This is a genomic window from Catenuloplanes sp. NPDC051500 (genome assembly GCF_044454585.1).
GTDB lineage: Bacteria > Actinomycetota > Actinomycetes > Mycobacteriales > Micromonosporaceae > Catenuloplanes.
Map to the genome: position 1 here is coordinate 103,373 of NZ_JBITDX010000007.1, position 12,104 is coordinate 115,476.

Below are 12,104 nucleotides of genomic sequence, written 5' to 3' on the forward strand. Positions count from 1 at the left end.
GCCGCCCGCCCACACCTCCCCCCCCCCCCCCCCCGCGCCGCCCCCCCCCCCGCCGGCCCTGCCCGCGGCCCCCCCCCCCCCCCCCGGCCCCCCCCCCGCCCGGCGCGGTCGAGGCCATGTTCGCGCCGGTACGCGCGTCCGGCCTGGACATCCTGGTCAACAACGCCGGGATCGCACCGGCCGCGCCGCTCGCCGACCTCACCGGCGCGGACTTCGACCACGTGATGGCGGTCAACGCCCGCTTCCCCCTCCTCGCCATGCGCGAGGCCTCCCCACTGCTGCGCGACGGCGGCCGGATCATCAACGTGTCCACGCTCAACACCGTGCTCCCCGCCCCGGGCCTCGCGCTCTACTGCGCCAGCAAGGCCGCGCTCGAACAGTTCACCGCGGTCGCCGCCCGTGAACTCGGCCCCCGCCGCATCACTGTCAACACCGTCTCCCCCGGCCAGACTGACACCGACATGCTGCACGCCAGCGCCCCCGCCGACGCCATCCGGTCCGCGTCGGCACTGAGCGCGCTCGGCCGCATCGGCACGCCCGACGAGGTCGCCGCCGTCATCACCTGGCTGGCCGGCCCGGACGCCACCTGGATCACCGGCCAGAACATCCGCGCCACCGGCGGCCTGCTCCTCTGATGAGCCTCTGTGACGTCCGCGAGCAGCGCCGCATCACAGTGCGTAGGCATCCTAGGAGGCTAGTCGTATGCCAGGTACGGGCTCCCTGCGGCTGACTCCGCGCGTGGCCTGGTCTGGCCGCACGTCGTGAAGACCCCCTCGCCGCGCATCCAGAGGGCCTCTTGGGCCACCGCCCTGGCATTGGGCAGGCTTTAAGCTCGATGGATGACGAACGTGATCATCGCTGGTGGTGGGGTCGCGGGCGTGGCCACCGCGCTCGCGCTGCATCGGGCCGGGATTGCCGCCGCGGTCTACGAAGCACACGAGGCCGGCGGTGCGGACGCGGGCGCGTTCCTGACCGTGATGGCGAACGGCATGGCCGCCCTCGAGTCGCTCGGCGCCACCGACGCGGTGACAGCCGTGTCGTACCCGGCCCGCACCGTGGACCTCTACGACGCCCGGGGAGTGAACCTCGGGCACCGCGCGATCTCCGGACCGGCACGGACGCTGCGCCGGGACGCGCTCTACCGGGCACTTCAGGAGTTGGCGGTGGCGCGCGGGATCCCGGTCCACCACGGCCGGCGACTGACCGGGGTGGCGGCCGGTATCGTCGCCACGTTCGCGGATGGCAGCACGGCCGAGGGTGACGTCCTGGTCGGCGCGGACGGCATCCACTCGCTTGTCCGCCGGCTGATCGACGCGGACGCGCCGTCGCCCCGCTTCACCGGGCAGCATGTGATCTACGGCTACGCGGACGGCAATGCGGCAGGTGTCGCGGAGGACGGCTACCACATGGTGCGCGGCGAGCGGGCATCGTTCGGGTTCACCGCACCCGGCGACGGGCGCACCTGGTGGTTCGCCCGCATTCCCGGCGAGCCCGGAACCACTGCGGGCCACAGTGGGCACGTGTGGCGGGACCTCGCGCTGGCCGCGGTCCGGGACGACGCCACCCCCGCCACGGCGATCATCTCAGCGACCGCCGGGGAGAACGTCCTCGGCGGCGACTCCTACGACATTCCCACCACACCACGCTGGTACGGCGGCGGAATGGTGCTGGCCGGGGACGCGGCACACGCGGCCTCTCCCGCCACGGCCCAGGGCGCCTCGATGGCGCTGGCGGACGGGGTGGCGCTCGCGGCGGCGCTCAGCGCACATCCGGACGAGCCCGCGCGCGCCTTCGCCGCCTACGAGACCCTCCGCCGCGCCGAGACGGAGGAGAACGTGGCGGCCAGCGCAGCCCTCAACCGGCGCTGAGCACACCCGGACGCGCCCTCACCCGCCTCCGACACCCGACGGCGAGCCGAACGGACGAGAACAGGGCGGCCGGCGCAGCCTCAACCGGCGCTGAGGCCGAGGGCGGTCTTCGGCCCGGCATCGAGGCCACACCGACGCCGGGACCGGCAGGTCAGTCGTCGTCGCGGTCGGTGGAGAAGCCGCGGGCCAGCAGGGCCGCGATCGCGACGCCGACGACCGCGATGCCGACCTGCACGCCCACCACAAGCCAGTCGAAACCGCGGTCGAACAGCGTGAACGTGTAGTCGCTGTGCAGGCCGTAGCGGTCGGAGACCCAGGTACCGCCGACGGCGGCGGCCACTCCGATCAGCACGGTCAGGATGACGCCGATGCTCTGCCGTCCAGGGAGCAGAATCCTGGCCACGACACCGATCACCGCACCGAACACGATCGCCGACACATAGTCCTCGATACCCATGATCCGATCATGCCCGGTGCACGCAAGCACCCGGCCCGGCGGCTCCGGCGCCGATGGGATGGGGCGGTCATCGGCATGGCAGCTCGGCGAGTTGCTCCGCGGTCAGGCCCCACAGCGCGACGCGCTCCCCCGCCCGCCGCCGGAGCGCCGTGAAGTCCGCCGTCCGGGAAATGTCGTGGAGGTGCATCAGCGCCACGTCGGTGCCGATCGACGCCAGCACGTCCAGGCCTGTGACAGCGCGGGCATGTCCGCCCTTTGCCGGCCAGATACGGATGATCGGCGCCAGGCGGCGTACCGTCTCGCCATTGCCGATGTCGCCGAGCGTGGTCAGCGCCCAGCGGTGCTTCGCGGGCATCCCGGCCTCCTCCCAACGCCTGAAGACGATCCAGCCAAACTCCGCCAGGTCCGCCCGGTCCAGCACGTCGAGGTCGGACGGGTGCCCGCCGCCTGCGAACACGGTAAGCAGCCGCGTGGCGGACGAGACGGGCAGCACGCCGGAACCGTCCCGCAGCGCGATCCTCGGCAGCGTGACCGCGTCCGTCCACGCCGGGAGCAGCGCGCTGCGCTTGGTCGGCGATACCTCCCAGCTCGGTGGTTCCTCGGCCGTGCGCCTCCCGGTCCGCGGCGGCGCGACCACCGACGGAGGCGGCTCGCATGCACTGCCCCGGCGGCGGCCCCGGCTGCCGGGCTCTCCCCGCGCTTCAGTCGCGACACGACCACGCGATTCGCCCTCCATCGCGTCCGCACTCGTGAACCGGCCGTCTGCTCCCGCCTCCCGGATGTCGACCGCGTCGGCGAGGATCGCGCGGAGCCGGGCGGCCGCCACATCGGGCAGCTCCGGAAGCACCGCGCGGGCCAACTCCGGGAACCGCATCACGTGCACCCGCAGCAGTTCCTCCACCGCCCCGGACGAGGAGAGCGGAGCGAGCCGCATCGCCCGCCCGGGGTAGCGGGTCATCGCGGCACGCACCGCGTCGCGCGCGTCCCGGTCGTCGGCGCGGTCGAGGAGCGCGGTGAGCGCCGGGGCGGACGGCAGCCCGGCGAGTGTCTCCGCAAGGCGCCGGCGGGCCATGACCGGGAGGCTGCGGTCGTCGAACCAGCGCGCCAGCAGCGGCGCCGCCGTCACGCCGACGCCCTCGACCAGGGACGGGAGCATCCCGCCGTACCAGTTGACGGCCGGTGTGTGCAGCGCGGCGGCGACCGCCTCGAGCTGCCCGGCGGTCCGCACGGAGGAGAGCAGCAGTGGTACCCCGCACCTGACCGGCACCTCGGCGATCAGCGCGAGGTCCTCGTCCACCCAGTCCTGGCGCTCCGGCAGCAGGAACGACGTCACAAGCCGCTGAAGCGGAAGACCGGCGCGGCGGTACGGCGTGAGCGCGGCCGTCACCGCCGCCGTCTCCTCGTCGCCGGCCGTTGCCAGCCGGGCCCGCACCCCGGTGCTGAAGTCGGTGCTCCAGTCCGGCCAGCCGTGTCCGGGCCAGCCCTGCACGGCCTCGTCCTGCGGAAACCCGTCCGCGGTCGTGCGCCGGCGCACCGGGTCGCCGGAGATCAGGCCGGCCAGCAGCACCGCCGCCTCGGCCGCGGTCACCGGCCCGTGCCCGCACGCCCAGCGCGCGCCCTCCTCGACCGCGGCGTGCCGCAGGTGCCAGGGAAGCGATGCGGCCGCCGCGGACACCACCACCGCCACACCGAGCGGGGTGACGCGAGACAGGTCCCCGAGCGCGGCCAGGCCTGCCGCGGCCAGGTCAGGTGGGGTCGCCGGGTTGCCGAGAACGCGGCGCACGCCGTCGGCAGGTGCCGTCGGGACGTCGGTGGCCGGGTCAGGCGGTGGTGCATCGGTGAACCAGCCGCCGCGTCGCAGATGGTGGCGTTGTTTCCAGGGGGCGGGCAGCACCAGCACGTCTTCGGTGGACGCGGGTGGGGTGGCGCGCGCGGCGTACCCACCGGCTTGTCTGTGGGTGATGCTCTGCTTCAGGTGGGCGGCGGCGAGGGCCGCGGACGGGTAGCGCTCGGCCTGCTCGACCGGGATCGCGCCGGGCCGGGTGAAGCGCACGGTCACGACCGCCCCGGCGCGGCTGATCTGCCAGAGAGCGCCGCCCGGCGACTCGAAGGCGCGCACGGGGTCTCCTAACCGGATGCGAGCGCGGCCGCCTGGGCCAGCAGGGCCGGGTCGTGGGCGCTGACGATTGTCAGGTCCGGGTCGGCGCGGCGGTGCAGGGCTGCGAGCCGGCGGTGGTTGTCGCGGACCTGCGCCCGGTCGACCGCCACGGCCTGCTCCTGCACGCGCAGCGCAAGTGGCTCCCGGCCGGCGCCGGTGAGCACGCTGCGGTCGTAGAACGCGTCGCCGGCGTGCAGAATCCAGCGGGAACCGGCGTCCACGGCGACTGCGGCATGACCCCGGGTGTGGCCGGGGAGCGGGATCAGCACGACGCCTGCCACCTCGCGCGCGCCCGCGAAACCGCGCCATTCGTCGCCGCCGGGGCCGTGGGTGACGACGTGCGGGCCGTGCTCCCACTGGGCGGCGCGGTAGCGGGCGCGTTCGCCGGCCGTGGCCGGGTGGCGGGCGGCCTGCCACTCGCGCTCGGTCAGGTGCACGCGGGCGCCGGGGAAGTCGGCCAGGCCGCCCGCGTGGTCCATGTCCAGGTGGGTGAGCACGATGTCGCGCACGTCGGCAGGATCCAGTCCGGCGGCTCTGACCTGCGCGATCGCGGTCTCCGCCGGGTCCAGGACCGGGCGGCTGACCCGCCGGTACGCGCCGAGCCGCCGGCCCGGTTCCGCGACGTCCGCCATGCCGTAGCCGGTGTCGACAAGCGTCAGTCCGTCGCCGGTCTCGACAAGCAGCACATGGCAGACGATCGTCGCGCCGGGAATGCGCATGGTGCCGCAGTTGAGATGCCGCACCCGTGTTCCGTCATCCACGTCGATGCACCCTACCCACAGGCGGGGCCGAGCTCAGGAGCGGGACCAGGCGGCCGCGCGGATCTCGCGGAGGGCGGCGCGGCGGGCATCACCGCGGAGCGTGTCGACGTAGAGGCGGCCGGAGAGGTGGTCGGTCTCGTGCTGGAGGATGCGGGCGAGGAAGCCGGAGCCGGAGACGGTGAGCGGGGCGCCGTGCTGGTCGACGCCGCGGACGGTGGCGGTGGTGGCGCGCACGGTCGGGAAGAACAGGCCGGGGACGGAGAGGCAGCCCTCGTCGTCCTCCTCGGTGTCGGGGCCGAGTTCGATGGTCGGGTTGACGACATGTCCCCGGTGACCTTCGTCATCGTCGTAGACGAACACGGCCGCGCCGACGCCGATCTGCGGGGCGGCGACGCCGACCCGGCCGGGCTTGCCGGTAAGCGTGTCCATCAGGTCGGTCACCAGCTCACGGAGGCCGGCGTCGAAGGTCGTCACGGTGTCGGCGGGGCTGCGGAGGACCGCGTCGCCGAGCACCCGGATGGGCCGCATCGTCATGACCGACAGGCTAGCGGAGTCCTTACCGGGTGCGGAGCGACACGGCGGGCGCCGGACAATAGGTGTGGCACCTCTGGCGGGCGGGAGTCACACTCGGAGCGTGACAGCGATGACGATCTCCGTAACGCTGGGATCACCCCGAGTGGGAGCGATCCCATCCGTCCGGACTGATGTAGATCAGCCGAACGGAGGATTCACGTTCATTCGCGCACCGCAGGCTCGGAGGTGCACTAGCGCCTTGGTAATGTGCATCACCGGGCATGTGAAACATGCCACAGAAATCCCCCCGACCGGAGAAAACCTGATGTGTCAGCACCAATGCCCCTGTCCGACCTCTGATGCCACCGATCGGGAGGCCGCGAAGGTGATCGCGTCCTTCCCGGAGCAGGGCTGGAGCCTGCTCTGCAACGGTGTCATCGTCTTCGAGGACACGGGCGAACTGCTGCCGGACGGCAGCTGCATCGAGCCCCACCGCGGTCCTGCACGGCACGCCCTGGCGGCTTGATCCACCCCCAGCCGGACGTCGACGACGCCACTCCGGCGGTGGCTTCACTTAGCCACTCCATGTAACGCACCGTACCGGTGCGGCTCAGCGTCGAGCTATCTCTCCGTAACCAATCGGTCGTCTTCCGACGGCTGGTCCGATGAGCGCTGCCTCACGTGTGGCGGCGGCCGGATCAGCACGGCGCCGGAGACCACCGCGGCCGCAACCCGGCCCGCGCCACAGCCCGCCCGGACGGTGACGTCCGCCGGCTCGGTGCGCCCGCAGCCGCCCGGCTCCCCCTGACTGACCGGGGCAGAAAAGACATACGCCGGGCGGTGCGGCCGCCCGGCGTACCCTCACAACGTTTTTAGTCTTCGAACGCCTCGGGTGACGGGCAGGAGCAGACCAGGTTGCGGTCGCCGAACGCGCCGTCGATCCGGCGGACCGGCGGCCAGTACTTGGCGGCCCGGTCCACACCCGGCGGGTAGGCGGCGATCGAGCGCGGGTAGGCGTGCGCCCACTCGTCCGCGCTTACCGACGCGGCGGTGTGCGGCGCGTTGGAGAGCGGGCTGTCGGCCAGCGGCCACTCCCCCGCCTCGACCCGGGCGATCTCCTCGCGGATGGCGATCATCGCGTCGCAGAACCGGTCCAGCTCGGCCAGGTCCTCGGACTCGGTCGGCTCGACCATCAGCGTGCCGGCCACCGGGAACGACATGGTCGGCGCGTGGAAGCCGTAGTCGATCAGGCGCTTGGCCACGTCGTCGACTGTCACGCCTGTCGCCTTCGTGAGCGGCCGCAGGTCGAGGATGCACTCGTGCGCGACCAGGCCCTTGTTGCCCGCGTAGAGCACCGGGTAGTGGTTGCGCAGCCGGACCGCGACGTAGTTGGCGGCGAGCACGGCGGCACCTGTCGCGGCGACCAGGCCGTCCGGGCCCATCATCCGCAGGTACGCCCACGGGATCGGCAGGATGCCTGCGGAGCCGTGCCGGGCGGCGGAGACCGCGCCGACCGCGCCGTCGGCAGCCGGCGTCAGCGGGTCGCCCGGCAGGAACGGCGCCAGGTGCGACCGGACCGCGACCGGGCCCACGCCCGGACCGCCGCCACCGTGCGGGATGCAGAACGTCTTGTGCAGGTTCAGGTGCGAGACGTCCGCGCCGAACCGGCCCGGCTTGGCGAAGCCGACGAGCGCGTTCAGGTTCGCGCCGTCGACGTAGACCTGGCCGCCCGCGTCGTGCACCTTGGCGCAGAGCGACGCGATGCCTGTCTCGTAGACGCCGTGCGTGGACGGGTAGGTCACCATGATCGCGGCGAGCGCGTCCCGGTGCGCCTCAATCTTGCGGTCCAGGTCGGCCAGGTCGACGGTGCCGTCCTCCTGGCTGGCGACCACGACGACCTTCATGCCGGCCATCACCGCGGAGGCCGCGTTGGTGCCGTGCGCGGACGACGGGATAAGGCAGACCGTGCGCTGCGCGTCACCGTTCGCCAGGTGGTAGGCGCGGATCGCGAGCAGGCCGGCCAGCTCACCCTGCGAGCCGGCGTTCGGCTGCACGCTTACCTTGTCGTAGCCGGTGACCTCGGCCAGCCAGCCCTCGAGCTGCGCGATCAGCTGCGCGTAGCCGGCCGCCTGCGAGTCCGGCGCGAACGGGTGCAGCTGGGAGAACTCGGGCCAGGTGATGGCCTCCATCTCCGCGGTCGCGTTCAGCTTCATGGTGCAGGAGCCGAGCGGGATCATGCCGCGGTCGAGCGCGTAGTCCATGTCGCTGAGGCGGCGCAGGTAGCGAAGCATCGCGGTCTCGGAGTGGTGGCTGGAGAAGACCGGGTGGGTGAGGTACTCGGTCGTGCGGACCAGCGCCTCCGGGAAGGCCTTGGCGTCGGTGCTGCCGAGAGCGCCGCCGCCGAACACCGCGAGCACCGCCTCGAGGTGCGCGACAGTCGTGGTCTCGTCACACGAGATGCCGAGGTGATCGGCGTCCACCCGCCGCAGGTTGATGCCCGACTTTTCGGCCTTTGAAGCGATTTCAACGGCCTTCGCGGGTACGCGTACCAGCAGCGTGTCGAAGAAGTCGTCGTGCACGACTGTCACGCCGTCGATCGCGCGCAGACCGTCGGCGAGCTGAGACGCCCGCAGGTGCACCCGCCGGGCGATCGACTGCAGCCCGGCCGGGCCGTGGTAGACCGCGTACATGCTTGCCATCACGGCCAGCAGCACCTGCGCGGTGCAGATGTTGCTCGTCGCCTTCTCCCGGCGGATGTGCTGCTCACGGGTCTGCAGCGCCAGCCGGTACGCCGGGGCCCCGTCCGCGTCCTTGGACACGCCGACAAGCCGGCCCGGCAGCGAGCGCTCAAGCCCGGCCCGGACCGCGAGGTAGCCGGCGTGCGGGCCGCCGAAGCCCATCGGCACGCCGAAGCGCTGGGTGGTGCCGGCCGCGATGTCCGCGCCGATCTCGCCGGGCGCCCGCAGCAGCGTCAGCGCCAGCAGGTCGGCCGCGACAGTGACCAGCGCGCCCTTGGCGTGTGCCGCCTCGATCAGCGCGGCGTCGTCACGGACCACGCCGGACGCGCCCGGGTACTGCAGGTGCAGGCCGAAGAACTCGTCCGGGAGGCCGTCCTCGCCGAGGTTCCGCACGTCGATGGTGAGCCCGAGCGGCTCGGCCCGGGTCAGGATGATGTTGAGCGACTGCGGCAGCGTCTCGGAGTCGACCACGTACACGTTGCTCTTGCTCTTCGAGGCGCGGCGGGCAAGCGTCATCGCCTCGGCGACCGCGGTGCCCTCGTCGAGCATCGACGCGTTCGCGGTGGTCAGGCCGGTGAGGTCGGCGACCATCGTCTGGAAGTTGAGCAGCGCCTCGAGGCGGCCCTGGGAGATCTCCGGCTGGTACGGCGTGTAGGCCGTGTACCAGGCGGGATTCTCGAGCACGTTGCGCAGGATCACGCCGGGCGTGTGCGTGCCGTGGTAACCGAGGCCGATCATCGAGACCGCGACCGTGTTCTGCGAGGCGAGCGCGCGCAGCTCGGCGAGCGCCTCCGCCTCGGTCGACGCGGCGGGCAGGTCGAGCGTGCCGTGCCAGCGGATGACCTCGGGAATGGCGACGTCCATCAGCTCCTCGACGGAGCCGTACCCGATGGCCTGGACCATGCGCCGCTGGTCCTCGGCGGACGGGCCGATGTGACGCGCGGAGAACAGGTCGGGATCGTCAAAAGGGGGCATGGCACGGCTCCTCGGGCGGAGAGGTCGACAGGATCCAACCTCCCCCTCTGTCGCGCCCGCCGATCTGGTTATAGATCAGCACACACTTCAGAGTCGCCTGCCCGTACGGTCCTTTTGCCTGAGAGGTTCCGGGGAGGATTTGCCCCTTCGGCGCCCGGGATGTCGAGTCTCTCCCGTACGGATGATGCCGGCAGCGCCAACGCTACCAGTGATCATGTTTCGGCCCGGTCACGAGGCGCTCGGCGCTCACGGACGACTGCTCACCGACAGGTCGTTGACGGCGGAACCGGTTCAGTGTTGTGATTTTCTCGCGTTTTACGTTATCGCAGGTGAAACGGGCACAAACCCACACACTGCACGGTCCACTCAGTCGGGGGGCGCGGTTGACGATCGGGGATGCCCGGAGCGGGCTCGTGCTGAGCGTGCGCCAGGTCACGGTCGACGGCGCGCTCCGCGAGGTGGGCTTCGACCTGCCCGGCGGCGCCATCCTCGGCGTGACAGGCGAGCGCGGCAGCGGCCGGACCACACTCACCCGCGTGCTCACCGGCGACCTGCGCGATTTCGAGGGCCGGCTGACACTCCGCCCGCGCGACGGCGGCGCCGAGATCACGCTCTCCGCGGAGACCCCCCGGCCGAGCCGTGGCGAGCGCCTGGCCGCCGCCTCCCCGCGCGTCCTGGACAGCGACGATCCCATCCTCACACCCCGCCAGCGGTACGCGGACGTGCTGGTCATCGACGACATGCCGGCCGAGGCCGCGGGCCGGCTGCGCGCGCTGCGCGACAGGCACGGCTTCGCGATCGTGGTGACCGGCACCGACCCGGCCGCGCTGCACGGCGTGGCGGACGAGATAGCGGTGCTGCACGCCGGCCGGATCGTCGAGCACGGCCGCGCCGAGGACCTCTGGGCCGGCCCTCACCATCCGCACACGATCGACCTGTTCGCCGGCGCACCACCCGCACCCCCGGCGGCTGCGCCCGGCTGTCTCTATCGCGCGCGCTGCGCGTACCAAATGGGGATTTGTCATGATTCTGATCCGGTTCTTGATCTGGTGACCGTCGGCAGCGGTGGAACCACGCTCACCGCCTGCCTGCAATATGACGAGGGCAAGCCGGATCCGGCGCTGCTGGCCGCCTCCGCACACGCCGTCACCCAGCGGGGATACGCTTCCCCGCGTGACGTACAACCCCGCAAGTGACCGCTACCAGACCATGACCTACCGGCGCTCCGGGCGCAGCGGGCTGAAGCTGCCCGCGATCTCGCTCGGGCTCTGGCACAACTTCGGCCACACGCGGCCGCTGGAGACCCAGCGGGAGATCGTGCGCCGGGCCTTCGACCTGGGCGTCACGCACTTCGACCTGGCGAACAACTACGGGCCGCCGGCCGGCTCCGCGGAAACGAACTTCGGCGCGATCCTGCGCAGCGACCTGGCCGCGCACCGCGACGAGATCGTCATCTCGTCCAAGGCCGGCTACTTCATGTGGGAGGGCCCGTACGGCGAGTGGGGCTCCCGCAAGCAGCTCGTCTCGTCCCTGGACCAGTCGCTGAAGCGCCTCGGCGTGGAATACGTGGACATCTTCTACCACCACCGCCCGGACCCGGACACCCCGCTCGAGGAGACCATGTCCGCGCTTGACGCGATCGTCCGGTCCGGCAAGGCACTCTACGTCGGCGTCTCCAACTACACCGCCTCGCAGACCGCCGCCGCCGCCGAAATCCTGCGCGGGCTCGGCACGCCGCTGCTCATCCACCAGCCGTCGTACTCGATGCTCAACCGCTGGATCGAGCGCGACGGCCTGCTCGACGCGCTGGAGACGGCCGGCGCCGGCTGCATCGCGTTCAGCCCGCTCCAGCAGGGCCTGCTCACCGACCGCTACCTGCGCGGCGTCCCCTCCGACTCACGCGTCGCGACAAGCCACTTCCTCAACGAGTCCGACCTGTCCGACGACACCATGGACAAGGTCCGCGCACTCAACGAGATCGCCTCCGGACGCGGCCAGACACTGGCCCAGCTCGCCCTCGCCTGGGCACTTCGCGACCCGCGGATGACCAGCCTGATCATCGGCGCGTCAAGCGTCGCGCAGCTGGAGGGCAACATCGCGGCGCTCGGCAACCTGTCCTTCAGCGACGACGAGCTGGCCGACATCGAGAAGTACGCGGTGGACCGGAGCTGACGGTCTCCCTGCCGCTGCTTCTCGACGACGCGGGCCGCCGGCGGCTGGAGCCATGGGCGGCCGGCGAGCCGGTGGCCGGGGGTCCATCGGCTGCTTCAACGGCGTGGCCGGCGTCGCCGCGTCGGTCCGCACTGGGACGATCTGCCTGACGCGGTACGCGGAGAAGGCCGCCGCCGGCACGACGACCAGACAGCCGAACATCGCACCAATACGCGGATTCCGCCGATATCAGGGCTCTGCAGTCACGATGACCGGCACCTGGTCGCAAGAACTGGCAACGATGCACGGGTCAGCGGATGTTTTCGATCCATGGTGCCGCTGACGGAATCCGGATGGCGGAACCAGGCCGGCCTGGGTCATGCCGCGACCGCACGCTCGACGAGATCGTTCCCTTCTCCGGGCCGTCCACGCACGAGACCGGCCGCAGCGCCGACGACTTCCCGATCACGGTTCCGCCGGCCG

General features: G+C 72.0%; 10 protein-coding genes and 1 riboswitch. Of the genes, 5 read left to right on the top strand and 5 right to left on the bottom strand.

Translation table 11 applies throughout. The features are described from left to right. Positions 1–116: 116 nt before the first annotated feature. Positions 117–635 carry an SDR family oxidoreductase gene (locus tag ACIA8K_RS16340; RefSeq protein WP_396059479.1) on the top strand — a complete coding sequence of 173 codons (519 nt, stop codon included), beginning with the start codon at positions 117–119 and terminating at the stop codon, positions 633–635. A 204-nt stretch (positions 636–839) separates the two neighbouring features. Further along, positions 840–1,868 (top strand): FAD-dependent oxidoreductase, encoded by a 1,029-nt coding sequence (locus ACIA8K_RS16345; RefSeq protein ID WP_396059481.1) that lies wholly within the window; start codon positions 840–842, stop codon positions 1,866–1,868. Between the two features lie 151 nt (positions 1,869–2,019). On the opposite strand, the gene ACIA8K_RS16350 is transcribed toward ACIA8K_RS16345, so the two are convergent. From ACIA8K_RS16350 to ACIA8K_RS16365, 4 genes are all read right to left on the bottom strand, one after another. Further along, positions 2,020–2,325, bottom strand: a complete 306-nt coding sequence (locus ACIA8K_RS16350; RefSeq protein WP_396059483.1) for a GlsB/YeaQ/YmgE family stress response membrane protein — start codon at positions 2,323–2,325, stop codon at positions 2,020–2,022. A 67-nt stretch (positions 2,326–2,392) separates the two neighbouring features. Next, positions 2,393–4,444, bottom strand: a complete 2,052-nt coding sequence (locus ACIA8K_RS16355) for a hypothetical protein (RefSeq protein WP_396059485.1) — start codon at positions 4,442–4,444, stop codon at positions 2,393–2,395. Positions 4,445–4,452: 8 nt separating this feature from the next. Beyond that, complete coding sequence (locus tag ACIA8K_RS16360) at positions 4,453–5,202, bottom strand: MBL fold metallo-hydrolase (RefSeq protein WP_396059977.1); 750 nt, start codon at positions 5,200–5,202, stop codon at positions 4,453–4,455. A gap of 75 nt (positions 5,203–5,277) precedes the next feature. Then, on the bottom strand, positions 5,278–5,778 hold the full coding sequence (locus tag ACIA8K_RS16365) for a peptide deformylase (protein ID WP_396059487.1): 501 nt from the start codon (positions 5,776–5,778) through the stop codon (positions 5,278–5,280). A gap of 304 nt (positions 5,779–6,082) precedes the next feature. On the opposite strand from ACIA8K_RS16365, the gene ACIA8K_RS16370 reads away from it, so the two are divergent. Further along, positions 6,083–6,283, top strand: a complete 201-nt coding sequence (locus ACIA8K_RS16370) for a DUF5999 family protein (protein ID WP_306829691.1) — start codon at positions 6,083–6,085, stop codon at positions 6,281–6,283. A gap of 346 nt (positions 6,284–6,629) precedes the next feature. Here ACIA8K_RS16370 and gcvP read toward each other — a convergent pair whose 3' ends face one another. Further along, positions 6,630–9,470 carry an aminomethyl-transferring glycine dehydrogenase gene (gene gcvP / locus ACIA8K_RS16375; protein WP_396059489.1) on the bottom strand — a complete coding sequence of 947 codons (2,841 nt, stop codon included), beginning with the start codon at positions 9,468–9,470 and terminating at the stop codon, positions 6,630–6,632. 96 nt (positions 9,471–9,566) lie between these two features. Then, positions 9,567–9,656, bottom strand: a riboswitch (glycine riboswitch). Positions 9,657–9,853: 197 nt separating this feature from the next. On the opposite strand from gcvP, the gene ACIA8K_RS16380 reads away from it, so the two are divergent. Both ACIA8K_RS16380 and mgrA read left to right on the top strand, forming a co-directional pair. Next, positions 9,854–10,666, top strand: a complete 813-nt coding sequence (locus ACIA8K_RS16380) for an ATP-binding cassette domain-containing protein (protein WP_396059491.1) — start codon at positions 9,854–9,856, stop codon at positions 10,664–10,666. Beyond that, on the top strand, positions 10,644–11,642 hold the full coding sequence (gene mgrA / locus ACIA8K_RS16385; RefSeq protein ID WP_396059493.1) for an L-glyceraldehyde 3-phosphate reductase: 999 nt from the start codon (positions 10,644–10,646) through the stop codon (positions 11,640–11,642). The genes ACIA8K_RS16380 and mgrA overlap by 23 nt, the downstream gene beginning before the upstream one ends. The last annotated feature ends 462 nt before the right edge of the window (positions 11,643–12,104 follow it).

What these genes read in the sequence shown, in the direction of transcription:
- ACIA8K_RS16345 (WP_396059481.1), top strand. Translation starts at nt 840, where the DNA reads ATGACGAACGTGATCATCGCTGGTGGTGGGGTCGCGGGCGTGGCCACC.
- ACIA8K_RS16360 (WP_396059977.1), bottom strand. Translation starts at nt 5,202, where the DNA reads ATGCGCATTCCCGGCGCGACGATCGTCTGCCATGTGCTGCTTGTCGAG.
- ACIA8K_RS16370 (WP_306829691.1), top strand. Translation starts at nt 6,083, where the DNA reads ATGTGTCAGCACCAATGCCCCTGTCCGACCTCTGATGCCACCGATCGG.
- ACIA8K_RS16340 (WP_396059479.1), top strand. Translation starts at nt 117, where the DNA reads ATGTTCGCGCCGGTACGCGCGTCCGGCCTGGACATCCTGGTCAACAAC.
- gcvP (WP_396059489.1), bottom strand. Translation starts at nt 9,470, where the DNA reads ATGCCCCCTTTTGACGATCCCGACCTGTTCTCCGCGCGTCACATCGGC.
- ACIA8K_RS16350 (WP_396059483.1), bottom strand. Translation starts at nt 2,325, where the DNA reads ATGGGTATCGAGGACTATGTGTCGGCGATCGTGTTCGGTGCGGTGATC.
- ACIA8K_RS16365 (WP_396059487.1), bottom strand. Translation starts at nt 5,778, where the DNA reads ATGACGATGCGGCCCATCCGGGTGCTCGGCGACGCGGTCCTCCGCAGC.